The sequence below is a fragment of the Agromyces soli genome (genome assembly GCF_022811605.1).
GTDB lineage: Bacteria > Actinomycetota > Actinomycetes > Actinomycetales > Microbacteriaceae > Agromyces > Agromyces soli.
Map to the genome: position 1 here is coordinate 1,098,853 of NZ_CP094533.1, position 23,213 is coordinate 1,122,065.

General features: G+C 71.1%; 26 protein-coding genes and 1 tRNA gene. 10 read left to right on the forward strand and 17 right to left on the reverse strand.

Features of this window, described 5'->3' with window-relative positions; genetic code table 11:
- Positions 1-172 precede the first annotated feature (172 nt).
- Both MTP13_RS05235 and MTP13_RS05240 read left to right on the forward strand, forming a co-directional pair.
- Positions 173-589, forward strand: coding sequence for a hypothetical protein (locus tag MTP13_RS05235; protein WP_243570035.1), 417 nt, complete (start codon positions 173-175; stop codon positions 587-589).
- Between the two features lie 114 nt (positions 590-703).
- A complete protein-coding gene (locus MTP13_RS05240) occupies positions 704-1,432 on the forward strand; it encodes a DsbA family protein (RefSeq protein WP_243570036.1) in 729 nt (242 codons plus the stop codon).
- Between the two features lie 98 nt (positions 1,433-1,530).
- On the opposite strand, the gene MTP13_RS05245 is transcribed toward MTP13_RS05240, so the two are convergent.
- The 5 genes from MTP13_RS05245 to MTP13_RS05265 form a co-directional block, all read right to left on the reverse strand.
- On the reverse strand, positions 1,531-1,842 hold the full coding sequence (locus MTP13_RS05245) for a hypothetical protein (RefSeq protein WP_243570037.1): 312 nt from the start codon (positions 1,840-1,842) through the stop codon (positions 1,531-1,533).
- A 59-nt stretch (positions 1,843-1,901) separates the two neighbouring features.
- Entirely contained in the window at positions 1,902-2,327 is a 426-nt protein-coding gene (locus tag MTP13_RS05250) for a hypothetical protein (RefSeq protein WP_243570038.1), read from the reverse strand.
- Positions 2,328-2,677: 350 nt separating this feature from the next.
- A complete protein-coding gene (locus tag MTP13_RS05255) occupies positions 2,678-2,962 on the reverse strand; it encodes a holin (protein WP_243570039.1) in 285 nt (94 codons plus the stop codon).
- Entirely contained in the window at positions 2,959-3,348 is a 390-nt protein-coding gene (locus tag MTP13_RS05260) for a hypothetical protein (protein ID WP_243570040.1), read from the reverse strand. Before MTP13_RS05260 ends, MTP13_RS05255 begins: the two co-directional genes overlap by 4 nt.
- A 53-nt stretch (positions 3,349-3,401) precedes the next feature.
- Complete coding sequence (locus MTP13_RS05265) at positions 3,402-3,611, reverse strand: hypothetical protein (RefSeq protein WP_243570041.1); 210 nt, start codon at positions 3,609-3,611, stop codon at positions 3,402-3,404.
- 128 nt (positions 3,612-3,739) lie between these two features.
- On the opposite strand from MTP13_RS05265, the gene MTP13_RS05270 reads away from it, so the two are divergent.
- A complete protein-coding gene (locus MTP13_RS05270; protein WP_243570042.1) occupies positions 3,740-4,165 on the forward strand; it encodes a helix-turn-helix domain-containing protein in 426 nt (141 codons plus the stop codon).
- Between the two features lie 22 nt (positions 4,166-4,187).
- Positions 4,188-4,640 carry an ImmA/IrrE family metallo-endopeptidase gene (locus tag MTP13_RS05275; protein WP_243570043.1) on the forward strand — a complete coding sequence of 151 codons (453 nt, stop codon included), beginning with the start codon at positions 4,188-4,190 and terminating at the stop codon, positions 4,638-4,640.
- Positions 4,641-4,652: 12 nt separating this feature from the next.
- On the opposite strand, the gene MTP13_RS05280 is transcribed toward MTP13_RS05275, so the two are convergent.
- From MTP13_RS05280 to MTP13_RS05295, 4 genes are read right to left on the reverse strand one after another with little or no spacing between them, the layout of a single operon-like run.
- Positions 4,653-6,104: a rhamnulokinase gene (locus tag MTP13_RS05280; protein WP_243570044.1), complete on the reverse strand. Its 1,452-nt coding sequence runs from the start codon at positions 6,102-6,104 to the stop codon at positions 4,653-4,655.
- Positions 6,101-8,155: a bifunctional aldolase/short-chain dehydrogenase gene (locus MTP13_RS05285; protein ID WP_243570045.1), complete on the reverse strand. Its 2,055-nt coding sequence runs from the start codon at positions 8,153-8,155 to the stop codon at positions 6,101-6,103. Before MTP13_RS05285 ends, MTP13_RS05280 begins: the two co-directional genes overlap by 4 nt.
- 1 nt (position 8,156) lies before the next feature.
- Positions 8,157-9,323 (reverse strand): L-rhamnose isomerase, encoded by a 1,167-nt coding sequence (rhaI, locus tag MTP13_RS05290; RefSeq protein ID WP_243570046.1) that lies wholly within the window; start codon positions 9,321-9,323, stop codon positions 8,157-8,159.
- Entirely contained in the window at positions 9,320-9,688 is a 369-nt protein-coding gene (locus MTP13_RS05295) for an L-rhamnose mutarotase (RefSeq protein WP_243570047.1), read from the reverse strand. The genes rhaI and MTP13_RS05295 overlap by 4 nt, the downstream gene beginning before the upstream one ends.
- A gap of 152 nt (positions 9,689-9,840) precedes the next feature.
- Between MTP13_RS05295 and MTP13_RS05300 the strand changes: the two genes are divergently transcribed.
- The 5 genes from MTP13_RS05300 to rhaS all read left to right on the forward strand — a co-directional run bounded on the left by MTP13_RS05300 (position 9,841) and on the right by rhaS (position 15,716).
- The gene (locus MTP13_RS05300; RefSeq protein ID WP_243570048.1) at positions 9,841-10,845 is read left to right on the forward strand and encodes a LacI family DNA-binding transcriptional regulator; all 1,005 of its coding nucleotides are present in this window, start codon (positions 9,841-9,843) and stop codon (positions 10,843-10,845) included.
- Between the two features lie 155 nt (positions 10,846-11,000).
- The gene (locus MTP13_RS05305) at positions 11,001-12,515 is read left to right on the forward strand and encodes a sugar ABC transporter ATP-binding protein (protein WP_243570049.1); all 1,515 of its coding nucleotides are present in this window, start codon (positions 11,001-11,003) and stop codon (positions 12,513-12,515) included.
- Between the two features lie 50 nt (positions 12,516-12,565).
- The gene (locus MTP13_RS05310; RefSeq protein WP_189085068.1) at positions 12,566-13,546 is read left to right on the forward strand and encodes an ABC transporter permease; all 981 of its coding nucleotides are present in this window, start codon (positions 12,566-12,568) and stop codon (positions 13,544-13,546) included.
- A complete protein-coding gene (locus tag MTP13_RS05315; protein ID WP_243570050.1) occupies positions 13,543-14,613 on the forward strand; it encodes an ABC transporter permease in 1,071 nt (356 codons plus the stop codon). Before MTP13_RS05310 ends, MTP13_RS05315 begins: the two co-directional genes overlap by 4 nt.
- 65 nt (positions 14,614-14,678) lie before the next feature.
- Positions 14,679-15,716 (forward strand): rhamnose ABC transporter substrate-binding protein, encoded by a 1,038-nt coding sequence (rhaS, locus tag MTP13_RS05320; protein ID WP_243570051.1) that lies wholly within the window; start codon positions 14,679-14,681, stop codon positions 15,714-15,716.
- A gap of 147 nt (positions 15,717-15,863) precedes the next feature.
- On the opposite strand, the gene MTP13_RS05325 is transcribed toward rhaS, so the two are convergent.
- The 8 genes from MTP13_RS05325 to MTP13_RS05360 all read right to left on the reverse strand — a co-directional run bounded on the left by MTP13_RS05325 (position 15,864) and on the right by MTP13_RS05360 (position 22,449).
- Positions 15,864-16,604: a creatininase family protein gene (locus tag MTP13_RS05325; protein WP_243570052.1), complete on the reverse strand. Its 741-nt coding sequence runs from the start codon at positions 16,602-16,604 to the stop codon at positions 15,864-15,866.
- On the reverse strand, positions 16,601-17,581 hold the full coding sequence (locus MTP13_RS05330; protein WP_243570053.1) for an aldo/keto reductase: 981 nt from the start codon (positions 17,579-17,581) through the stop codon (positions 16,601-16,603). Before MTP13_RS05330 ends, MTP13_RS05325 begins: the two co-directional genes overlap by 4 nt.
- 174 nt (positions 17,582-17,755) lie before the next feature.
- Positions 17,756-18,622 carry a helix-turn-helix transcriptional regulator gene (locus MTP13_RS05335; protein WP_243570054.1) on the reverse strand — a complete coding sequence of 289 codons (867 nt, stop codon included), beginning with the start codon at positions 18,620-18,622 and terminating at the stop codon, positions 17,756-17,758.
- Positions 18,623-18,648: 26 nt separating this feature from the next.
- Positions 18,649-19,893, reverse strand: coding sequence for a cytochrome P450 (locus MTP13_RS05340; RefSeq protein ID WP_243570055.1), 1,245 nt, complete (start codon positions 19,891-19,893; stop codon positions 18,649-18,651).
- A 14-nt stretch (positions 19,894-19,907) separates the two neighbouring features.
- On the reverse strand, positions 19,908-21,101 hold the full coding sequence (locus tag MTP13_RS05345; protein WP_243570056.1) for an NAD(P)/FAD-dependent oxidoreductase: 1,194 nt from the start codon (positions 21,099-21,101) through the stop codon (positions 19,908-19,910).
- Positions 21,098-21,292: a ferredoxin gene (locus MTP13_RS05350; protein ID WP_243570057.1), complete on the reverse strand. Its 195-nt coding sequence runs from the start codon at positions 21,290-21,292 to the stop codon at positions 21,098-21,100. Before MTP13_RS05350 ends, MTP13_RS05345 begins: the two co-directional genes overlap by 4 nt.
- A gap of 159 nt (positions 21,293-21,451) precedes the next feature.
- On the reverse strand, positions 21,452-22,189 hold the full coding sequence (locus MTP13_RS05355) for a hypothetical protein (protein WP_243570058.1): 738 nt from the start codon (positions 22,187-22,189) through the stop codon (positions 21,452-21,454).
- A 186-nt stretch (positions 22,190-22,375) separates the two neighbouring features.
- Positions 22,376-22,449: transfer RNA gene (locus tag MTP13_RS05360), tRNA-Gly, on the reverse strand.
- A gap of 52 nt (positions 22,450-22,501) precedes the next feature.
- On the opposite strand from MTP13_RS05360, the gene dcd reads away from it, so the two are divergent.
- Complete coding sequence (dcd, locus tag MTP13_RS05365; RefSeq protein WP_243570059.1) at positions 22,502-23,107, forward strand: dCTP deaminase; 606 nt, start codon at positions 22,502-22,504, stop codon at positions 23,105-23,107.
- Positions 23,108-23,213: the final 106 nt, after the last annotated feature.

Here is a 23,213-nt window from a genome sequence, read left to right on the forward strand (position 1 = left end):
GAGGCGCGGGCGTCGTGCTCGCGCACGAGGTGGCGGAGGTCGTCGTGATCCTGAACGGCGTCCGCGCCGCCCGCCGCCCCCGCGCGTTGGCCGAGACCGGCCCCCGCACCTGAGGATCGCGCCCGGGCCGGTTTGCTATCTTGGCCGGGACCCCGACCCCCAGGGAGCCCCGGTGCCGACGTCCCAGACCGCGCTCGTGCCGCTGCGCGTGGCGCTGCTCGCGATGCTGCTCGTCGTCGGGACGTGCGCGGCGCTCTTGTTCGGGCATGCGCTCGAGACCGGGCACGCCGGCCCCGCGGCCCACGGCCCGAGCCTGAGTTCGACGGCGGCCGACGGGGTGGTCGTGGTCGAGGCATCCGCGGTGTCCTCGGCGCCGGCGGCGCCGCACGACGACGGCGAGGGCCTGCTCGCGCTCTGCCTCGGTGTGGGGTGCGCGATCGTGCTGCTGCTGGTCGGCCTTCGTCTGCGCGCGGCACCGTTGCTGCGCGCGCGTCGATCCGTCCGGCCTCTGCGATGCACCCCGCTGCGTCCGCTCGCGGGTCCGACGCCGCCAGTGGCCCTGGACGCGCTCGGCATCAGCCGGACCTGAGTCGCCCGTCGACTCCATGCCGGGCGAGCCGACCCCGCTCGCCCTCCGGGCCTCCGCCCGTTCCGCTTCCGCACGTCGTGCGCGCCTCGCCGCGCCATCCTCCGAAGGACCCTCATGTCATCGCACACCCCCGCGCCCGCCGGCCGCAGCCGCCGGGTGCTCTGGATCAACCTCGCCCTCATCGGCGCCTTCGTCCTCGTCGTCGGCCTCGCCTTCGCCTTCCTGCGTCCGGGCGCACCGCCGTCTGTGCCCGCGGGCGCTGACGCGGAGACGCCGGGTGCGAGCGCGACACCCACCGTCCGCGACGACAGCCACGTGCTCGGTGAGCTCGGCGCGAGCGGGGTCACCGTGGTCGAGTTCCTCGACTTCGAGTGCGAGGCGTGCGGGGCGTTCTACCCGCTCGTCGAATCGCTCCGCGAGCAGTACGCGGGCGAGGTGACCTTCGTCGCCCGGTACTTCCCGCTCGACGGGCACCGCAACTCGAAGCCCGCGGCCGTCGCCGTCGAGGCCGCCGCGCAGCAGGGCGCGTTCGAGGCGATGTACGCGAAGCTCTTCGAGACCCAGGCGGCCTGGGGCGAGCAGGCCGAGTCGAAGGCGCCGCTCTTCCGCGAGTACGCGGCGGAGCTCGGCCTCGACCTCGCGGCGTACGACGCGGCAGTCGCCGACCCGGCGACGCTGGAGCGCGTGCAGTCGGATCAGGCGGACGGCTTCGCGCTCGGCGTGCAGGGCACGCCGACCTTCTTCATCGACGATCGGATGGTCCAGCTGCAGAGCTACGACGACCTCGGCCTCGCCATCGACGCCGCGCTCGAGGAGCGCGATGGAGATAAGGGTGTGGGGTGAACTCGCTCTAAATTAATGGCTTGAGCTGAATCTTGGCCCCGGCGCAACACTTCGCGAGCTGCCGCGAGGTGTGCCCGCACCTCCTCGGCGCGAAATGGCTAGGACTCCCGCCTTTTCCGAAGATCAAGGAAGCCGCCGACAGCCACACCGAGGGTGATCCCGCCTGCGGCGATCCACTCCCAGGGCGAAGATGGCGCCTGGAGCAAGCTGGCTTCCAAGAGTGCGATCATGCCTGCGAGGCACGCACCGACCACTACCCGTGCGACCGCATTGATCGGGATCAACACTGCGAACGCTCCGATCGCGCCCGCAGCCCCGCCCAACATCATCGCGATCATGAGAGAAAGGCCCCACCAGGACTCGGCTGGGAAGCCCGCAAGGATGAGCGGGATGATCGCGAGCGTGCCCACTGCCCCGCATACAGCGCCCGCGGTCATCGCGAGAGCGAGACGTCCTCTTCGGATTGTGGTCACTTCGCTGCCGAGAGTTTCTTCGCGTAGTTGGTCCATGCCTGGATCGCCCCGCCTTTGTACTGTGCGTTGTTCAACCATGCGTTGCCCACCTTTGCCGTCACGTACAGGTACGTATCGCTCCGGAAACTGAAGGAGATGCTCGATCCAAGACCGTCGAGGTGGTTCTTCGTCGCAGTGAACGAATACTGGAATAGCGACCCGTTCACTTTGCCGACCCCACCCATCCTGCACTCCATGTTGAACATGTTGAGCGGGCCGACGCGCAGGGGAAGGAGCTGGTTCTTGACTGGAAAATTCCGCGGGGCGCCCGAGATCGGGACATAGCAGCTGAAGCAGCTTCGGAGCAGTGTCTCCACCTTTGTCGGGGTCTTGTTGGTCTTGAACTTGTACGAGTAGGTCCAGAACGGATCCGCAAGGACCAATCGAAGACCCCTGTTAACGGGATTCCAGCATCGCAGCCTGTATTCCAATATATCAGGACAGGAGAGGCATTCTAGGAGAGTTCTGCATCATAAATGGATACCAATGCTCATCAAGATCGAGGTGGCCGGTGACCCTGACGCGGCTGGGGCGACTCGGGGCCCGCCGGTGGATGCGGGCGAGTCCGGTCGGACCGGAAGGGAGTTCCAGAGGACGGTTTGGATCAAGTCGTCCATTTCCCGACTCCAGTTGCGCCGTATCGGGCGACAATATCTGGACCGCGGAATGGTGGCGTACCGGCGGCCCCGCCGCTCCCCGCGGCTCGCCGAGTTCGTGCCCGGGGTGGAGGTGCTCAGCCTCGATACCGGGCACCGGATCCAGGAAGAGCGTCCGGAGGAGACGACTCGGGTGATGCTGGACTGGCTCCGTCGCCAGGAGACCCGCCTCGGAACGCGATCGAGCTGAGCAGCGAGCCCAGCGCGGCCAGGGCGCCGACCGAGGCGAGCTGCACGGGATCGATCTGGAGGATGCCGGTCACCCCGGCGCCGAACGTGCCGATCGCGGCCTGCGCGAAGGTCGCGATCGCACGGTCGGCGGCGTCGATCCAGAACTGCGGGTCCGCATACTTCGAGGTCACGGTCGGCTCCAGGGGGTTCGGCGGCGGGGGCGCCGCTGCGTCGGGGGCCGGTGCTCCGCGCCAGGGGCTCGACCCGCGTCGGGCCCGAGCTCGTCGCGGAGTTCGTCATGCAGCTCCTCGTGCAGCTCGTCGTGCAGCCGTTCGTGGTCGTCCTCGAGCTGGCGGCGCAGCCGGCGCACCGAGGCATCCGTCCGCTCCATGAAGCCCGGCAGGGTGCCGAGCGCCTCGACGAGGGCGACCACCCGGCGCAGCCAGGGCCAGAGCCGCACGAGCAGCCGGAGGGCGAGCACGGCGGCGGCCACGACGAACGCCAGGTGCAGCAGGTCGATGTCCGCGAGCCAGTCGGCGACGACGGTGAGCCAGTCGGGGGAGAGCTGCTCGGTCATGGGTCCTCCGTTCTTCGGGCCGTGGTGTGGGTGGGATGGGCTGTGCGCCCGGCTCAGCGCCGACGGGCGTGGCGGGGCGAGGGGTCGTGGCAGCCGCGGGGGCAGTGCAGCTCGTAGCCGCAGGGGCCCAGCATCGCCTTCGTTCCGCGCCGGCACTTCGCGCAGCACGGGGTCGGCTCGGCGGTCGCGTCGAGGTAGGCGATGATGCGCTCGAACTCGAGGTCGCGCATGGCGGTGATGGTCTTATCGGGGATGCGGTTCATCCGGGGCTCCGTTCGATCGATCCTGAATTGCACGAGTGCAATATGGTTGCGTGAGATCAATATGGGGGATGCCTTGCGCGAATGCAAGCCAATTGCGGCGCGTCGTCATCCGCCGTACGCTGGAGCCCGTGAATGAGCGGATGCGGTGGAGCGCCTATCTCGAGGCGACGGGCGAGGGCGTGCGGAACAGCGAGATCGCGCGCCGCGTCGGGGTGGACCCGGCGACGGTCGGGCGGTGGCGCAGCGGAACGACCGACCCGAACCCCAGGCAGGTCGTGGCGTACGCGCGCGCGTTCGGGCGGCCGCCCGTCGAGGCGCTGATCGCCGCCGGCTACCTGACCGCCGAGGAGGCGGAGGTGCCGGTCGCCGTCGCGCCCACTGATCCACTCGCCGCCGTCTCGACGGGGCGCCTGCTCCGCGAGGCGCTACGCCGGGTCGAGGCGGATGCCGAGGCCGGTGTCGGCGGCGACGCCGAGGATGACTACGAGTTCACGCCCGAGGCGCCGTCGCCAGACGACTACCGCCTCGCGGCACGAACGGGCACGCGCAAGTAGCAGGACCGTATCGGGGGATCGGGTGAGGGCATTGGTTCGGGTGGCGGCCGCGCTCGGCGTGCGCCTGCACGCCACCCATCTCGATGAGCGCACGCTCGGCCTCTACTCGCCCGACGAGCAGCGCATCTACTTCGACATCCGGCTCACGCCGAACGAACGGCGGGTGACGATCGCGCACGAGCTCGGCCACGCCTACTACGGCCACGACCACTCCAATCCGAAGCACGAGCGGCAGGCCGAGGTGTTCGCCGCCGAGCTGCTGATCGATCCCGAGGAGTACGCCGAGCTCGAGCGCGTCGACCCCGACCCGCACCGCCTCGCCGACGACCTCGGCGTGACCGTCGAGCTCATCGCCACGTATCGGCAGCACTGCCTCGAACGCGTGCGCGGGGTCACCTACACGCGGCCGCGGATGGGGGCCGGCCAATGGGAGTACCGCGGCGTGCGGGCGGACGCGGAGTCGACGGGGCTCTAGCTCGTTCTGGCCTCACCCCTGAGGCGCGAAGCGGCGCGGCTCGTGCGTGCGCGCGACGAGGTCGCGCAGCGCTTCGAGCGAACCGCCGATGAAGCCGGCGGCGCGGGCCTGCACGAGCAGGTTGCCGAGCGCGGTCGCCTCGACGGGGCCGGCCAGCACGGGCACCCCGGCGCGGTCGGCGGTTCGCTGGCAGAGCAGGGCGTTCTGCGCGCCACCGCCGACGACATGGATCGTGCGCAGTTCGAGTCCGCCGAGCCGGGCGGCGGTCGCCGCGGCATCCGCGAACGCCTGGGCGAGCGACTCGACGATCGAGCGGGCGATTTCGGCCCGGGTGCGTGGCGCGGCGAGCCCGTGCTCGGCGCACCACGCGCCGATCCGCGCCGGCATGTCGCCGGGTGGCAGGAAGCGCGCGTCGTCGACGTCGAAGACCGGCACGGAGCCCGCGGGCACCTCGGCGGCGGCGGCGAGCAGCGCGGCCAGTTCGACCGGGTCGCCCTCGCGCTCCCAGCCGCGCACCGTCTCGCTCAGGATCCACAGGCCCATCACGTTGTGCAGCAGGCGCACCCGCCCGTCGACGCCGCCCTCGTTCGTGAAGTTCGCGGCGAGCGCCTCGGGGGTGCGCACGGGGTGCTCGACCTCGACGCCGACGAGCCCCCAGGTGCCGCAGGAGATGTACGCTGCGGCATCCGCGCGCATCGGCACGGCGACGACGGCCGACGCCGTGTCGTGGGAGCCGACGGCGACGACGTCGGCAGCCCCGCCGAGCGAGTCGGCGACCGCGGGCAGCAGCGCGCCGACGCGCTCGCCGGGGGCGATGAGCGGCGGCAGGAGCTCGCGCAGCCCGGTGGGCAGCCCGACTCCGGCGATGAGGTCGTCGTCCCAGGCCTGCGCCGACCAGTCGAGGAGGCCGGTCGTCGACGCGTTGGTGAGCTCGGCCCTGGCCTCGCCGGTGAGCCAATGGCCCAGCAGATCGGGCACGAGCAGCGCCCGATCGGCGAGGGCGAGCACCTCGGCGGGCTCGGTCGCGAGCTGGTAGAGCGTGTTGAAGGGCAGGAACTGCAGGCCGTTCCTGGCGAACAGCTCGGCGTGCGGCATCCGATCGTGCACCGCCGCGACGCCGCGCGCGGTGCGCTCGTCGCGATAGTGGAACGGGATGCCGAGCAGGCGACCCCGCCGCAGCAGTCCGTAGTCCACGGCCCAGGAGTCGATGCCGATGCTCGCGATCCCGGGCTCCAGCCGGAACGCCTCCCGCAGTCCCGCGAGCACGTCGCGGTAGAGGCCGAGCAGATCCCAGTGCAGCCCGTCTCCCGCGAACACGGGAGTGTTCGGGAAGCGCGCGACCGTGGCCGCCTCGAGCGTATCGGGGCCGACGCGGCCGAGCACGACCCGCCCGCTCGTGGCTCCGAGGTCGACGGCCGCGACCGTGCCGGCCGGCCGCGGCGCGCCCGCGCGCCCGCCGTTCATCGCAGGAAGGCGGCGGCGACGCCCGAGTCGACGGGGATGTGCAGGCCGGTGGTGCGGCTGAGCTCGGGGCCCGTGAGCACGAACACGGCGTCCGCGACGTTCTCGGGCACGACCTCGCGCTTGAGGATCGTGCGGTTCGCGTAGAACTGGCCGAGGTCCTCCTCGTCGACGCCGTAGGTCGCGGCGCGGTTCGCGCCCCAGCCGGAGGCGAAGATGCCCGAGCCGCGCACGACGCCGTCGGGGTTGATGCCGTTGACGCGCACGCCGTGCTCGCCGAGCTCGACCGCGAGGAGGCGCACCTGGTGCGCCTGGTCGGCCTTCGTCGCCGAGTAGGCGACGTTGTTCGGCCCGGCGAACACCGAGTTCTTCGAGGAGATGTAGACGATGTCGCCGCCGAGTCTCTGGTCGATGAGCACGCGGGCGGCCGCCTTCGACACGAGGAAGGAGCCCTTGGCCATGACATCGTGCTGCAGGTCCCAGTCGGCCTCGGTGGTCTCGAGCAGTGGCTTCGAGAGCGAGAGCCCCGCGTTGTTCACGACGAGGTCGACGCCGCCGAAGGCGAGCACGGCGGTGTCGATCGCGGCCTGGACCGCGTCGGCGTCCGCCACGTTCGCGGCCACGCCGATCGCGACGTCGGTGCCGCCGAGCTCCGCGGCCGCGGCGCGCGCCTTCTCGAGGTCGAGGTCGGCGACGACGACGCAGGCGCCCTCCGCGGCGAGCCGCGTGGCGATGGCCTTGCCGATGCCGCTGGCCGCGCCGGTGACGAACGCGATCCGCCCCTGATGCGACTTCGGCTTCGGCATCCGCTGCAGCTTCGCCTCCTCGAGCGCCCAGTACTCGATGCGGAACTTCTCCGCGTCGGAGATCGGGGCGTAGCTCGACATCGACTCCGCGCCGCGCATCACGTTGATCGCGTTCACGTAGAACTCGCCGGCGACCCGAGCGGTCTGCTTGTTCGCCCCGTAGGAGAACATGCCGACGCCGGGGACGAGCACGATGAGCGGGTCCGCGCCGCGCATGGCGGGGGAGTCCGCGTCGGCGTGCGCGTCGTAGTACGCGCGGTAGTCGGCGCGGTACGCCTCGTGCAGCTCCGCGAGACGGGCCAGCTCCTCCTCGAGGCTCGCGGTCGCGGGCAGGTCGAGGATGAGCGGCTTCACCTTGGTGCGCAGGAAGTGGTCGGGGCAGCTCGTGCCGAGCGCCGCGAGCGCGGGCGCCTTCTCGGAGGCGAGGAAGTCGAGCACCGCCTCCGAGTCGGTGTAGTGCCCGATCATCGGCTTCTCGCTCGAGGCGATCCCGCGGATGGCGGGGGCGAGCGCCGCGGCGCGCGCGTGCCGCTCCTCGTCGGGGAGCGCCTCGAAGCCGGGGCGCACGCCGCCGAAGGGCTGCGGGTCGCCGTGCTCGGCGAGGTAGGCCGCGGCGGTGTCGATGATCCACCGCGAGTTCGCCTCGGCCTCGTCGGAGGTGTCGCCCCACGCGGTGATGCCGTGCCCGCCGAGGATCGTGCCGATCGCCTGCGGGTGGTCGGCCTTGATCGCGGCGATGTCGAGGCCGAGCTGGAAGCCGGGGCGCCGCCACGGCACCCACACGACGCGGTCGCCGAAGATCCGGCTGGTCAGCTCGGGGCCGTCGGCGGCCGTCGCGATCGCGATCCCCGAATCCGGGTGCAGGTGGTCGACGTGCGGGGCATCCACCAGTCCGTGCATCGCCGTGTCGATCGACGGCGCCGCGCCGCCCGTGCCGTGCAGGCAGTAGTCGAACGCGGCGACCATCTCGTCCTCGTGCTCGACGCCGCGGTACACGCCTTGGAGTGCGCGCATCCGGTCGAGGCGCAGCACCGCGAGCCCCTCGGGCTTCAGGGTGCCCAGGTCGCCGCCCGAGCCCTTCACCCACAGCAGCTCGACCGGCTCGCCCGTGACCGGGTCGGCGGCGACGCCCTTCGCGGAGGTGTTGCCGCCGGCGTAGTTCGTGTTCCGCGGGTCCGCGCCCAGACGGTTGCTCCGCGCGATCAGCTCCGCGACGGCCGGGTTCGTCGACTCGTTCGGCTTCGTCATCTCAGGCCCCCCATCCGGCCTGCACGCCGCCGACGCGCTCCTCGGCGATCCGCTGCTGGTAGCCGGAGGCGAGGTAGGCGGCCATTGGGTCGGCGGCGAGCCCGCGCTCCTCGCGCCAGGCGGCGAGCTGCGGGCGCACATCGGTGTAGAAGGCGTCCATCACCACGGCGTTCGCGGCGAGCACGTCGTTCGCGTCCTGCGCGGCGGTGAGCGCCTCGCGGTCGATGAGCAGCGCGCGGGCGGTCATCTCCTGCACGTTCAGCACCGAGCGGATCTGGCCGGGGATCTTGTCCTCGATGTTGTGGCACTGGTCGAGCATGAAGGCCACGTCGGGGTTGTTCAGGCCGCCGCCGCGGATGACCTCGGCGAGGATGCGGAACAGCTGGAACGGGTCGGCGGCGCCCACGATCAGGTCGTCGTCGGCGTAGAAGCGGCTGTTGAAGTCGAAGGAGCCGAGCTTGCCGAGGCGGAGGAGCTGCATCACGATGAACTCGATGTTCGTGCCGGGCGCGTGGTGGCCGGTGTCGAGGCAGACCATGGCCTTCTCGCCGAGCGCGCTCACCTGCGCGTAGCTCGTGCCCCAGTCCGGCACGTCCGTGTGGTAGAACGCCGGCTCGAAGAACTTGTACTCGAGCACGAGGCGCTGCTCGTCGCCGAGGCGCGCGTAGATCTGCTGCAGCGAGTCCTGCAGCCGGTCCTGGCGGTCGCGCATGTCGTTCTGACCGGGGTAGTTCGAGCCCTCGGCGAGCCAGATCTTCAGGTCGCGCGAGCCGGTCTCGTCCATGATGTCGATGCACTCGAGGTGGTGGTCGATCGCCTTGCGGCGGATGCGCGCGTCGTGGTGGGCGAGGGCGCCGAACTTGTAGTCCTCGTCCTGGAAGGTGTTCGAGTTCACGGTGCCGAGCGTCACACCGAGGTCTTCGGCGTGACGGCGCAGGGCGTCGTAGGACTCGACCCGGTCCCACGGGATGTGCAGCGCGACGACGGGGGCGAGCCGCGTGTAGGCGTGCACCTGCGCGGCGTCGGCGATCTTCTCGAAGGGGTCGCGCGGGGTGCCGGGCGTCGCGAACACGCGGAAGCGGGTGCCGGAGTTGCCGAAGGCCCAGCTGGGCAGTTCGACCGACTGCTGGGCGAGAGCGGAGAGGTGCTCGGTGGAGAGGGCGGTCATGATGCGGGGCTTTCGTGGTCGGTGGCGGCGGAGGCCGTCAGCTGGTCGTACAGGTTGAAGACTTCGACGAGCGGCGTGGCCGCCTGGTCGGCGCGGCCCTCGAGGCCGACGAAGAACTCGGCCATGGATGCCTCCCAGCGGGCGGCGACGGGGGAGTCGGCCAGGTACGCACGGGCCGTCTCGTCGTCGTCGGTCTCGTAGTAGCCGAAGAGGGTGCAGCGCTCGCGGTCGAGGAAGATCGAGTAGTTGCGGCGGCCGGCCGCCGCGATCTCGCGCAGCAGCTCCGGCCACACCGGCGTGTGCCGCTCGACGTAGGCGTCGAGCAGTTCGGGGCGCACCTGGAGGGTGAACGCGACGCGGGGCATGGCACTCCTTCGTGGGCTCGCGGGGGGTTCGAACGGCCCGGTCGACGCCGAAATGAATCGATCCAGCCGTGAATCGTTTCAAACTGTAATGTGGTCCCCAAGGATCCGTCAAGCGATCCGCCATCACCGACCATCAGGGCGAGGGGCCACCTATGTCAGTGAGCGTGAAGGACGTCGCGGCCGCCGCCGCGGTGTCGGTCGGCACGGTGTCGAACGTGCTGAACCGCCCGGACAAGGTGGCGCCCGCCACCGTGGCGCGGGTGCAGGCCGCGATCGACCGACTCGGCTTCGTCCGCAACGATGCGGCGAGGCAGCTGCGCGCCGGCCGGAGCCGAAGCATCGGCCTCGTCGTGCTCGACAGCGCCAACCCGTTCTTCGCCGAGGTCGCCCGTGGGGCGGAGGAGCGCGCCGCCCGCGAGGGCATGGCCGTGCTGCTCGGCAACAGCGATCAGACGCCGAGCCGCGAACGCGCCTACCTCGAGCTCTTCCGCGAGCAGCGGGTGAACGGCGTGCTGCTGACGCCGACCGACCTCGAGGCGAGCGCCGTCCGCCGACTCGCGGACAGCGGCATCCCGCTCGTGATCGTCGACGGCGAGCTGCCGGGCGGCGGGGTGCCGTCGGTCGCCGTCGACGACGTGCAGGGCGGCATGCTGGCCGTCGCGCACCTGCTGGAGCAAGGGCGGCGGCGTATCGCGTTCATCGGCGGGCCGCAGTCGATCCGGCAGGTGGCCGACCGCCTCGAGGGCGCTCGGCGCGCCCTCGCCGGGGTGCCGGAGGCGACGCTCGAGGTGATCGAGCTCGACGCGCTGACGGTGCTGCACGGCCGGGACGCGGGCGAGGAGATCGCCCGGCGGGATGCGGCCGATCGCCCCGATGCGGTGTTCTGCGCGAACGACCTGCTCGCGGTCGGCGTGCTGCAGGGCACCGCGATCCTCGGCGAGGTGCGCGTGCCAGAGGATCTCGCCCTCATCGGCTACGACGACATCGACTTCGCGCAGTCCGCGGTGGTGCCGCTCTCCTCGGTGCGCCAGCCGGCGCGTGCGATCGGTGCGGCGGCGGTGGAGCTGCTGCTCGAGGCGCTCGAGTCCGAGGGCGCGGCCATCCGGCACGTCCGCTTTCAACCCGAGCTCGTCGTGCGGGCGTCGACCGGCCCGTGATCCAGGGCCGCCCCGCCAGTCCGGGGGTCGTGTCCGATCCGTGACTTGACCGACGGGCGACGGATGCCTACAGTTGCCCTGAATCGAAAGTGAATCGATTCACAGCCATCCACTGAACCACTGATCCCCCATCACCCTCAACGAGGAGGAACCCCGTGCCGAGCACTGACGCACCCGTGGTCCTCGAGCTCTCGGAGGTCGTCAAGTCGTTCGGCGCCGTCGTGGCGCTGCGCTCCGCCAGCCTGCGGTTGCAGGCCGGCTCGATCCACGCCCTCATCGGCGAGAACGGCGCCGGCAAGTCCACGCTCGTGAAGATCGTCGCCGGCCTCTACCGCCGCGACGCCGGCGAGTTCCGGCTCGACGGCGAAGACGTCGACTTCACCTCCACCGCACAGTCGAAGGCCGCGGGCGTCGCGGTCATCTACCAGGAGCCGACGCTCTTCCCCGACCTCTCGGTCACCGAGAACATCTTCATGGGCCGCCAGCTCACCGGTCGCTTCGGCCGGATCGACCGCAAGGCGATGCGGCACGAGGTGGAGCGGCTCTTCACCCGGCTCGGCGTCGTCATCGACCCCGACCGCCCGGCCGAGGGCCTGTCGATCGCCGACCAGCAGGTCATCGAGATCGCCAAGGCCGTCTCGCTCGACGCGAAGGTGCTGATCATGGACGAGCCCACCGCGGCCCTGTCCGGCGTCGAGGCCGAGCGCCTGTTCGCGATCGCGCGCAGCCTGCGCGACGAGGGCCGCGGACTCATCTTCATCTCGCACCGCTTCGACGAGGTCTTCGCCCTCTGCGACACCGTCACCGTCATGCGCGACGGCTCGTACATCGCGACCACGCCGATCGCCGAGACCACGCCGGGCGAGCTCGTGCGCCAGATGGTCGGCCGCGAGGTCACCGAGCTCTTCCCCAAGCAGGAGACCGTCGTCGGCGAGCCGCTGCTCGAGGTCGACGGCCTCACCTCGCCCGGCATCTTCCACGACATCAGCTTCACCGTGCGCGCCGGTGAGATCGTCGGGCTCGCGGGCCTCGTCGGCGCCGGCCGCAGCGAGGTCGCGCGGGCGGTGTTCGGCGTGGACCAGTACCGCGAGGGCACCGTCACGCTCAAGGGTCGGCGGATCCGCCGCGGACGGCCCACCGAGGCCATGCGCGCCGGGCTCGCCCTCGTGCCCGAGGACCGCCGCAAGCAGGGTCTCGTCATCGACTCCGGCGTCGGCCGCAACATCACCATGGCGATCCGCCGTGAGCTCTCCCGCTTCGGCCTCATCACCACCGGCCTCGAGAACCGCGCCGCCCGCGTCTGGGCGAGCCGGCTCGAGGTGAAGTCGTACGCGCTCGACACCGTGGCGGCGACGCTCTCCGGCGGCAACCAGCAGAAGGTCGTCCTGGCGAAGTGGCTCGCGACGAAGCCCGACGTGCTCATCGTCGACGAGCCCACCCGCGGCATCGACGTCGGCACGAAGTCCGAGGTGCACCGACTGCTCTCCGAGCTCGCCGGTCAGGGCATGGGCATCCTCATGATCTCCTCCGAGCTGCCAGAGGTGCTCGGAATGGCCGACCGTGTGCTCGTGATGCGCGAAGGGCGCATCACCGCCGAGATCGACCGCGCAGACGCCACCAGCGAGAACGTGATGTTCGCCGCCACCCACGCATCGGAGCAGCACTCGTGACCTCCTCTCCCCCCACCACGGTGATCCCCGTCTCCGGGATCACGAAGCACATCGGCGCCCTCGGCAAGGCGCGCGAGTTCGGCATCCTGATCGCCCTCGTCCTCGTGGTGATCGCCGCGACGACGATGAACCCGAGCTTCCTCTTCTCGACCGACGGCTGGCGCGACCTGCTGCTGACCCCGTCGATCCTGGTGCTCGTCGCCGCCGGACAGGCGATCGTCATCATCACCCGCAACGTCGACCTCTCGGTCGGTTCGGTGATGGGCCTGTCGGCCTACCTCACGGGCCGCCTCTTCATCGATGTGCCCGGCCTGCCGATCCCCGTCGTCGTGCTCCTGGCCGTGCTGTTCGGCGCCTTCCTCGGGCTCGTCAACGGCTCGCTCGTCGCCTTCGCCCGCGTGCCCGCGATGGTGATCACGCTCGGCACGCTCTACGCCTACCGCGGCATCAACGTGATGTGGGCGGGCTCGACCCGGGTGAACGCCTCGGACATGCCGAAGGAGTTCCTCGCGATCGGCACCGGGCAGTTCCTCACCATCCCGATCCTCGCCATCGTGGCGTTCGTCATCCTCGCCGCAGCGGCCTGGTACATGCGCAACACGCGCGGCGGCCGCGAGTACTACGCGATCGGCTCCGACCCGGCCGCGGCAGAGCTCTACGGACTCAAGGTCACCCGCCGGGTGCTCACCGCCTTCACCCTGTCGGGCGCGCTCGCAGGCCTCGCCGGTGTCTTCTACGTCGCGCGCTACGGCACCGTCAGCTCGCAGGCCGGTGCCGGCTGGGAGCTCGACGCCGTGGGCGCGGCGGTCATCGGCGGCGTTGCGATCACCGGCGGCATCGGCACCGTCTGGGGCGCGGCGATCGGCGCCGTGCTGCTGATGACCATCAACCGGGCGCTGCCGATCCTCGGCATCCCCGACTTCTGGCAGCGCGCCGTCGTCGGCGTGCTCATCATCGGCGCCATCGTGCTCGACCGCTGGCTCGCCGTGCGGCAGAGACAGCGGCTCATCGAAGCGAGGGACGAGTCATGACCACCACGACCACCCCGGCGACCCAGCCCGCCACGACGAACCGGGTGAGCCGCGACTACGAGAAGCCGCTCTGGCGCCGGGTGCTGCTCACCCGCGAGATGGCGATCGTGGCGCTCCTCGTGCTCGTCGTCGCCTACGCGATGCTCACGGTGCGCGGCTTCGCGCAGCCGATCACGCTCAACTACCTGCTGCTCGACATCGCGCCGATCCTGCTGATCGCGCTGCCAATGACGCTCGTCATGATCACCGGCGAGATCGACCTGTCGGTCGGCAGCATGGTCGGCCTCGCGAGCGTCGTCACGGGCGCCGGGGTGCACGCCGGGCTGCCCTTCGAGCTCGCCGCCGTGCTCGCGCTGCTCGTCGGCGCCATCGGCGGTGCGTTCAACGGCTTCCTCGTGACCGTCGTCGGGCTGCCCTCGCTGGCGGTGACGATCGGCACGCTCGCGCTCTTCCGGGGCCTCGCGGTCGGCCTGCTCGGCACCACGGCCGTCACCGACTTCCCCGAGGGCTGGACGGCCCTCGCGAAGGCGAAGATCGCCGGCACGACGATCCCGTACATCATGATCCCGTTCCTGATCCTGCTCGTGATCTTCGTGGTGGTGCTGCACTTCACGCCCTTCGGCCGCGGCATCTACGCGATCGGGCAGTCGAAGGATGCCGCGCGCTTCTCGGGCGTGCACCTCGAGCGCACGAAGTTCCTGCTGTTCATGGCGGCCGGGCTCGTCGCGGCCTTCGCGGGCGTGTTCTACACCCTGCGCTTCGGCAGTGCCCGCGGCGACAACGCCACCGGCCTCGAACTGCAGGTGATCGCCGCGGTCGTGCTCGGCGGGGTCTCCGTCTTCGGCGGTCGCGGCCAGCTCTACGGCGTCGTCGCCGCCGTGCTCCTGATCGGCGTGCTCTCGAGCGCCCTCCGGCTCGCGAACGTCACCTCCGACGTCATCAACGTCATCACCGGCACGCTCCTCGTGGTCTCGGTCGTCAGCGCGAGCCTCCTCGCCTGGCTGCAGAAGGTCCGACGACGACGCTCGGGCCCGGTCTCCTCCGTCGCAGCACCCACAGCATCTTGACGACGCTGCGTCCCCCGGCCGACGGCACCCGTCTCGGTCGCCAGCACGAAAGGAATGGAAGAACAATGAAGTTTGCACACAAGCGTGCGACCGCCGTGGCCGCGGCCGCGGTAGCGGCTGCGCTCGCGCTCTCCGGCTGCGCCGACACCGGCTCCTCGGGCGGCGGGTCGAGCGAGGGCGGCGGGAGCGACAACCTGTCGATCACCTTCCTGCCGAAGAGCCTCGGCAACCCCTACTTCGACACCTCGAGCAAGGGCGGCAAGGCGGCCGTCGAGGAGCTCGGCGGCACCTTCGCCGAGGTCGGCCCGGCCGAGTCCGGCCCCGACGCGCAGGTGAGCTACATCAACACCGCCACGCAGCAGGGCGTCGGCTCGCTCGTCGTCTCGGCGAACGATCCGAAGGCGATCTGCGACGCCCTCAACGAGGCCCGTGACGCGGGCGTCAAGGTCGTCACCTTCGACTCCGACACGAATGCCGACTGCCGCGACCTGTTCGTGAACCAGGCGACCGCCGACGGCATCGCCAAGGTGCAGGTCGACCTCATCGCCGAGCAGATCGGCGACGCCGGCGAGATCGCCATCGTGTCGTCGACGGCGAACGCGACGAACCAGAACACCTGGATCGACAAGATGAAGGAACTGCTCGCCGCGGATCACCCGAACATCCAGCTCGTCGACGTCGTCTACGGCGACGACGACGAGCAGATCTCGTTCGACAAGACGGCCGCCGTGCTGCAGTCGCACCCGAACCTGAAGGGCATCGTCTCGCCGACGACCATCGGCATCTCGGCCGCCGCGCGCTACCTCTCGACCTCGGACTACAAGGGCAAGGTCGCGCTGACCGGCCTCGGCACGCCGAACCAGATGCGCGAGTACATCGAGGACGGCACCGTCACCGCGTTCGCGCTGTGGAACCCGGAGGACCTCGGCTACCTGTCGGCGTACGCCGCCGCCGCGCTCATCAACGGCGACATCACCGGCAAGGAGGGCGACACCTTCAAGGCCGGCAAGCTCGGCGAGTACACCGTCGGCGCGGACGCCACCGTGCTGCTCGGCGACCCGTACGTGTTCGACAAGGACAACATCGACGACTTCGACTTCTGAGTCGTCGCCGGGTCTCGTACGACACCCTCCCAGAAGCGCCCCGGCCGGGATCGGCCGGGGCGCTTCGTCGTGGGTGATGACCGAGTTGCCCGACTTTCATGAAAGTCGGGCAACTCGGGGTGGTGGTGACGTGGGGGTGGTGACCGGTCAGCCCGCTTCCGCGAGGCCGGCGACCCAGTCCACGAGGTGGGCGAGCAACGGCTCGGCGCTCTCGGTGTCGAGCCGGCGGGGGTCGGCGCCGAAGACGCCGTGCAGCGGGTGGTCGGCGCGGTGCCGGTCCTGGCCGTAGGGATCCTCGCCGGCGGGCGCCGGATGCGTCGCGGGGTCGGGCAGCGCGCCGACGTGCACGAGCTCGGGCGAGAGGGCGTGCAGCACGAGCGACTCGAAGCGGCCGGCGTGGTCGGGCGCCACCGGCGGCGTCGGCGCCTGGCCGAGCGTGCGGGCGACGGCGCGCAGCGGGGCATCCGTGCCGTTCCAGCGATCGGCGACCCGCTCGACCAGCTCGCGCTGCTCCTCGGCGAAGTGACCGCTCAGGATGACGGCGCGGCGCACGCCGAGCTCCGAGAGTCGGGCGAGGCTCTCGCCGAGCAGCGCCTCGATCGCCTCGGGGGTGTCGCTCATCAGCGTCCACGGGTAGCGGGAGTGCTCGCCGCCGACCGCCTGGTAGTACGCGGGCAGCACGACGCCGCCGCGCTGTTCGGCCGCCCGCAGGCAGATGCCGTAGGCGGTGAGCGCGTCGAGCCCGATCGGCAGGTGCGGGCCGTGGAACTCGAGCGAGCCGAGCGGCAGGTACGCGATCGAGGCGAGCGCCAGGCGCGCCTCGATCTGCTCGGGGCTCAGTCGTTCGATCGCGGGTGACGCGTCGGTGGCTGCGGTCGGGTCGCTCATACGTAGAAGTTCCTCTCCCATCCGAAGCCGACGAGCCGCTCGCGCAGCCCCTCGGCGAGCCCGCGCCCGTCGGCGAACGACAGGTTGCGGGCGATGCGCCGCTGCGAGGTCATGCCGACGATCGCGGTCGAGACCTCCGGGCGGTCGAGCACGAAGCGCACGGCGGCCTCGTCGAGTCCGTCGTAGTACGGCGCCGTGACCGTCTTGATCGCCTCGACGCGCTCGAGCGTCTCGGTGAAGCGCTCGCCCCGGAACATCGTCTTCAGCACCGAGTCATCCGCCCACTGCGCGTACGTCTCGGGCGTCCACGCCCCGCTCAGCGAGCCGGAATCCAGGGCGACGCGCACGATGATCGCCGTGCCGGACGCGGCGGCGGCCGGCAGCAGCGCGTCCTCGGGCCGTTGCTCGAAGAGGTTGTAGATGACCTGGATCGAGTCGACGAGTCCCGACTCGGCGAGGGCCACCCCCTCGTCGGCCCGGTAGTCGCGCAGCGAGACGCCGATGCGGTCGATCTTGCCCTCCGCGCGCAGCTCGTGCAGCGTTTCGAGCCAGCCGAGCTCCTGCATGCCCCGAGGCATCCAGCAGTGCAGCTGGTACAGGTCGATCCGCTCGACGCCCAGGCGGCGCAGCGACTGCTCGGCCTGCGCGCGCAGGTACTCCGGCCGGTAGGCGGCCGTGATGTCGGGGTCGTCGACCGAGGGGTGCGGCCACTCGGGCGGCTGCACCTTCGTCGCGACGTAGACGCGCTCGCCGCTCCACTCCCGCAGCGAGCGGCCGACGACCTCTTCGCTGTGCCCGGAGCCGTACATCTCGGCGGTGTCGACGAAGTTGATGCCGCGCTCGTAGGCGTCGAGCAGCGCGCGGACCGAGGCGTCGTCGTCGACCGGCCCCCACTGCCCGCCGAGTTGCCAGGCGCCGAACGACACCTCGCTGATCTCCCACCCGGTGCGACCGAACGGTCGGCGATGAACGGTCATGTGCTGGTGCGCTCCTTCACGCTCGGGGCGCGCGGATCGCGCGCTGCGGCGCGCGGGCTGCACGCCGTCGCCGCGCACCCGGCGCGGCCCTTCGAATCTACGAAGGGCGGATGGCCCGCCGAAGGACACCGGAACGCGGAAACATGGACTGGACGAGCAGTGCCCGCCGTCGGCTCACGGCCGCACGGTGTCGCGGGCGAACTGGGTCGGCGAGACGCCGTACGCCCGCCGGAACGCGCGCGAGAAGTACAGCGGATCGGGGTAGCCGACGAGCTGGGCCACCTCGCTCACCCGCATGCCGGTGGTGCGCAGCAGGCTGCCGGCCTCGCGCAGGCGGACCTGCCGGATCCACGCCTGCATGGACTCGCCGGTATGCCGGGTGAACAGGCGCTGCGCGGTCGTCTCGCTGCACCTGGCCGCCTCTGCGACCCGGGCGACGGTGAGCGGCTCGGCGATGTGGTGGCGGATGAACGTCATCATCAGCTCGAGCGAGCCGGGCACGGCGGTCTGCTGCGCGTGGCTGTCGGCCCAGGCGGCGTTCTCGAAGAGGATGAGCCGCCCGAGCGCCCGGAAGTACTCCTCGTCGAAGGCGCCCTCGCCGAGTCGTTCGATCGCGATCGTGCCGAACTCGGTGATGCGCCGGGCCGCGGCGTTCCGCATCGTCGACAGGCCGGGGCGGAACGCCGCCGCGTCACCGTGCCTGGCCGGGTCGTCGAGCAGCGGGTCGCCCGGCAGGTGCGCCACCCGGGGGATGACGGGCGCCGAACGGTCGTAGCGGGGCACGACGTGCAGGGTGCCGATGTGGAACGGTCCGCGGCGGTTCGCCCGGTACTCGACCCGGTGGTGCCACGGCAGCCGCACGACGTGCTGCGCGTCGACGGTCCAGCTCTGCCCGCCCGCGCGGATCTCGCCGCCGCCGCTCACGATCCAGATGAACGAGACGCTCATCACGTGCGGGTTCACGATCTGTTCGCCCGACGTGAAGCGGTACCAGTTCGCGCCGACGACGACGGGGTCGTCATCGGGGTGCAGCAGCGTCACATCGACCATGGTAGGTCGCATGAGCGTCAGGCGGCGGCCTCCAGGCGGACCGTCACGGTGCCCGCCTCGTAGACGGCGACCGGGTGCGCGAAGGGCTGCGGGGTGAGCTGCTCCGCGTCGACGAGGGCGAGCTCGGGGAACGACTCGAGCAGGGCCGTGATGGCCTCGCGGATCTCGACGCGGGCGACCTGCTGGCCGATGCATCCGTGGATGCCGTAGCCGAAGCCCAGATGGCCGAACGCGTCGCGGGTGACGTCGAACTCCTCCGGCCGCTCGCCCCAGTGCCCGGGGTCGCGGTTCGCCGCGACGGGCGAGACGGACACCGAGGTGCCCGCCGGGATGTGCGTGCCCTCGATCTCGACGTCCTCGAGCGCCGTGCGGGCGAAGAGCGTGACGAACATGGCGCCGGCGCGCATGAACTCCTCGACGGCAGGCCGGAGCTGCTCGGGCTCCGCGCGCAGGATGGCCAGCTGCTCCGGGTTCGTCAGCAGCGCGACGGAGGCCGTCGCGATCAGGTAGGCGACGGAGTCGCGGCCCGCGCCCATCAGCAGGCGCAGCAGCGCCTCGACCTCGACGCGGTCGAGCTCGGGATTCTGCAGCAGGTCGGTGATGACGTCCTCGCCGGGCGAGTCCGCGCGCTCCTCGAGGAGCGCGCGGATGAAGTCGTACTTCTGCTGCGCCGTCGACTCCTCGACGAAGAGCGCCACGAAGCGCTCGTAGTGATGCTCCGGGATGCCGAGGACGTGGCAGTGCGTGCGGGCCGAGATCGGCATGGCGTAGTCGCGCCAGAGGTCGACGACCGGGCCGCGCTCGCGGAGCGCCGCGATCTGCTCGGCGACCATGGTGCGGATCCACGGTTCGCGGGCCCGCGCCTGGCGCACCGAGAAGCGGGCGGTCACGGCGCGCCGGAGCTTCGCGTGCTCGTCGCCGTCGAGGTTCAGGAGGTTGAGCTCGTCGGAGGCCTGCCCCGAGGCATCCAGCTCGCCCGGTGCCTCGAGCGGCACCGCCGCGCTCTCGGCCTTGCCCTCCTCGCCGTGCGCCGGCGGGCCGACCGGCATCCGCGAGGGGCGCATGCTGAACCGCGGGTCCTGCAGCACGGCGACCGCCGCCTCGTACCGCGTGGCGACGAGGCCCTCGTGGCCGTCCTGGAAGTCGAGCGGCACGAAGGCGCCGGCTTCGCGCCAGGCGGCGAGCTGCGGCGACGGCGCGAGCGGGGTGCCGTCGCCGGGGAGCGAGCGGGAGTGGAACGGGCATTCGGCGGGGATCGTCATCGATCTGGCTTCTTTCAGGAGTGGTGGATGAGGGGGCGGGCGGTGGTGACGACGGCCGCGCGGGCCGTCCGGAACTCGCGCGGCGGGGCGTTCCAGCCGACGATGCCGCGCAGCTCGCCGTCGGCGTCGTGACTGCCGTAGACGATGCCGGCGGACTCGGCGGCGGTCGGCAGCTCGGCGAGCGAACGCTCGGGATCGAACCAGCCGTACGCGTGGATGCGAGCGCCGTGGATCTCGGACCAGAAGAGCGGAACCGGCGGTGCGCCCTCGCCGCCGTGCGCGAGGCGCCCGGCCACCGCGATGGCCTGTTCGATGGCGTTGCTCTGGTGCTCGACGCGGCGGTGCCGGCCGGTGATCGGGTCGTGCCAGGCGGCGACGTCGCCCACGGCGGAGATGCCGGGCGCCGCGACGCCGAGGCGGTCGCAGACGACGCCGTCGGCGAGCTCGAGGGTCGAAGAGGCGAGCCAGTCGGTGCGCGGCGTGCCGCCGATCATGGTGACGACGAGATCGACGGTGCGCGTCGTGCCGTCGGCGAACTCGAGCGCGGTGGCGTCCGGTGCGTCCGCCGCGCCGGCAGACTGGGCCGCGACGAGCTCGGCGCGGAGGGCGAGCTCGACGCCGTGCGCCTCGTGCAGTCGCACGAGGTCCTCGCTCAGCAGCGTGCCGACGCCGCCGAAGCCGAGCGCGCCGGAGCGGCCGACGAGCAGCACCTCCGCGTCGCGCTTGCGCGCGGCGCTCGCGATCTCGGATCCGAGGATGCCGGAGCCGATCACCGCGACCCGACGGGCCGCGTCCATCCGCTCGCGCAGTCGCAGCGCGTCGTCCATGGTGCGAAGGGTGGATGCCTCGGCCAGCACGGGGTGCGGCCGGGGCTGCGTCCCCGTCGCGATGACGAGCTCGTCGAAGGAGATGGGCCCGTCGGCGGTGTGCAGGGTGCGCGCCTCGACGTCGAGTCCGGTCGCGCGCCGGCTTGTGCGGACGCGGATCCCGAGCTCGTCGAGCTCGGCCGCCGTGCGGATCGCGGCCTGCTCGGGCCGCCATTCGCCGGCAAGGATCTGCTTCGACAGCGGCGGCCGGGTGTACGGCAGGTGCGGCTCGTCGCCGAGCAGGGTGATCTCGCCCTCGAAGCCTTCGTCGCGCAACGATTCGGCGACGGTGAGCCCGCCGATCGACGCGCCGACGATGACGACGCGTGCGGGGCCGCTCATGCCGTCGAGAGCGCGATGGCGCGGGCGGGGCAGAGCCGTACGGCGCGGGTCGCGGCGGCGAGGTCCGCGCCCTCGGGGTCGGGCTCGAGCAGCAGGACGATGCCGTTGTCGTCCTGGTCGAACACGTCGGGGGCGACGAGGGCGCACTGCCCGGCGCCGACGCAGGCGTCGGTCTGGACCAGGATGCTCATCGGTACTCCTCTGTACTAGGTGCAATGGAGTCAATCCAAGCCGCGCTGCCCACGGAATCCCATGCCCCGCGCACCCAGAACATGGACTGGACGATCAGCGCGCGGGCGCTGCACACCGAAGCGCCCCCTCCTGCGGGGAGGGGGCGCCGGGGCGGTCGGTTACACCGTGCGGGAGGTCTGCCCGCTCGCCGGCACGAAGCCCGAGGAGACCGCGGCCTTGAAGGCGCGGTCCCACTCGGCCCAGGTGACGCTGGCCGAGCTGCCGGACGTGCTGCCGAAGCGGGTCGCCAGGTTGTTCGCGACGGCCACGGTGCTGGTGACGAACCAGAAGCCGGGGCCCACGAGGGCGTAGCGGTTCACCGGGTTGGCGTTGGCGTCGTTGGCGTGGATGAGGAACAGCATGTCGATCTCTTCTTCCGTCGGAGTGGGTTGCGGGATGGTGGTCGGGCCGATGAATTTCGTGAAGTCGACGCGCTGGCCGGACGCGTTGAGGCCGTGGACGTGGAGATGCACATCGCCGCCGTAGTCCGCCCCGTCAGCCGAGGCGCCGGACCACCCGAGCGTCTCTCCCTCGGCGTAATGGCGAGCTGCGCCGAACTCGGACTGATGCTGAAAGACGATCGCGACCATGTCGCCCCCGCCCTCGGGCGGTGCCGCCTCGGCAGGTTTGCGCCGAGGCGCCGGCGTGTCCAGCATGAGGATCGATCGCCGCCCCGCGGCGCCGTACCAGCCGGCCGCCCATTCGCCCGAGCCTCCGCTGGTGCGCAACGTTCCGGCCGCGGGCGCGGGCAGCGCCGTGCCGTATTCGAGCGGGTAGTCGGTTCCGCCCGCCGAGTAGGACACGTGGTCGTACCAGCTGCCCGTTACCGGGTAGCCGGAGTAGGGATTGGAGACCATGTTCCTCCTTTCGTTCCGTAGCTTCCGGACCGCCGGTCGGCGATCCGGCATTCGAATGCGTGTTCGAAACTACGGAAGAGTGCACGCGCGTGAGAACCCGACACGCCGTCCCGATATCCGGGGTGCTGAGACGAAAAACGCCCCGCGGCATTCGGCGTGAGCCGGCGCTGCGGGGCGGTGGAGGAGTGGAGCCGAAGACGGGAATCGAACCCGCGCTGTCTGCTTGGGAAGCAGAAGTTCTACCATTGAACTACTTCGGCGTGCGACATCCTGGGACGTCACGGAGACCATCGTAGCAACTAGGCTGGGCGCGTGCTGCTCTCCGATCGCGACATCCGTGCCGAACTCGAACGCGAGCGCATCGGCATCGAGCCGTCCGACCCGGCGATGCTGCAGCCGTCGAGCGTCGACGTGCGCCTCGACCGGTACTTCCGGCTGTTCGACAACCACAAGTACCCCTTCATCGATCCTGCCGAGGACCAGCCCGAGCTCACCCGCCTCATCGAGGTGAAGCCCGACGAGCCGTTCATCCTGCACCCCGGCGAGTTCGTGCTCGGCTCCACCTACGAGCAGGTCACCCTGCCCGACGACATCGCCGCGCGCCTCGAGGGCAAGAGTTCGCTCGGCCGGCTCGGCCTGCTCACGCACTCGACCGCGGGCTTCATCGACCCGGGCTTCACCGGTCACGTGACCCTCGAGCTCTCGAATGTCGCGACGCTGCCGATCAAGCTCTGGCCGGGCATGAAGATCGGGCAGCTCTGCTTCTTCCGGCTCACCTCGCCCGCCGAGCGGCCCTACGGCTCCGCCGACTACGCGAGCCGCTACCAGGGCCAGCGCGGGCCGACCGCCTCGCGTTCGTTCCAGAACTTCCACCACACCGACGTCGGCGCGAACGACGCCGGCTCGCGCGGCAACTGAGTTCGCCATTCCCCTGCTCATCGGCACCCTGCTGTCCGATGTTCTGGCATCCCAATCGTACCTTTCCTCTTGATTCCAGCGGAGTGATCGTGCTTAGGATGGCACG

Bases quoted from the DNA above. Each gene is read 5' to 3' on its own strand.
- MTP13_RS05340 (WP_243570055.1), bottom strand. From the start codon at position 19,893: ATGACGATCCCCGCCGAATGCCCGTTCCACTCCCGCTCGCTCCCCGGC.
- MTP13_RS05240 (WP_243570036.1), top strand. From the start codon at position 704: ATGTCATCGCACACCCCCGCGCCCGCCGGCCGCAGCCGCCGGGTGCTC.
- MTP13_RS05295 (WP_243570047.1), bottom strand. From the start codon at position 9,688: ATGCCCCGCGTCGCGTTCACCCTCCAGGTGCGCCCCGAACTGCTCGAC.
- MTP13_RS05330 (WP_243570053.1), bottom strand. From the start codon at position 17,581: ATGACCGTTCATCGCCGACCGTTCGGTCGCACCGGGTGGGAGATCAGC.
- MTP13_RS05285 (WP_243570045.1), bottom strand. From the start codon at position 8,155: ATGACGAAGCCGAACGAGTCGACGAACCCGGCCGTCGCGGAGCTGATC.
- MTP13_RS05315 (WP_243570050.1), top strand. From the start codon at position 13,543: ATGACCACCACGACCACCCCGGCGACCCAGCCCGCCACGACGAACCGG.
- rhaI (WP_243570046.1), bottom strand. From the start codon at position 9,323: ATGACCGCCCTCTCCACCGAGCACCTCTCCGCTCTCGCCCAGCAGTCG.
- MTP13_RS05345 (WP_243570056.1), bottom strand. From the start codon at position 21,101: ATGAGCGGCCCCGCACGCGTCGTCATCGTCGGCGCGTCGATCGGCGGG.
- MTP13_RS05350 (WP_243570057.1), bottom strand. From the start codon at position 21,292: ATGAGCATCCTGGTCCAGACCGACGCCTGCGTCGGCGCCGGGCAGTGC.
- MTP13_RS05265 (WP_243570041.1), bottom strand. From the start codon at position 3,611: ATGAACCGCATCCCCGATAAGACCATCACCGCCATGCGCGACCTCGAG.
- MTP13_RS05260 (WP_243570040.1), bottom strand. From the start codon at position 3,348: ATGACCGAGCAGCTCTCCCCCGACTGGCTCACCGTCGTCGCCGACTGG.
- MTP13_RS05355 (WP_243570058.1), bottom strand. From the start codon at position 22,189: ATGGTCTCCAATCCCTACTCCGGCTACCCGGTAACGGGCAGCTGGTAC.
- MTP13_RS05280 (WP_243570044.1), bottom strand. From the start codon at position 6,104: ATGAACGGCGGGCGCGCGGGCGCGCCGCGGCCGGCCGGCACGGTCGCG.
- rhaS (WP_243570051.1), top strand. From the start codon at position 14,679: ATGAAGTTTGCACACAAGCGTGCGACCGCCGTGGCCGCGGCCGCGGTA.
- MTP13_RS05300 (WP_243570048.1), top strand. From the start codon at position 9,841: ATGTCAGTGAGCGTGAAGGACGTCGCGGCCGCCGCCGCGGTGTCGGTC.
- MTP13_RS05325 (WP_243570052.1), bottom strand. From the start codon at position 16,604: ATGAGCGACCCGACCGCAGCCACCGACGCGTCACCCGCGATCGAACGA.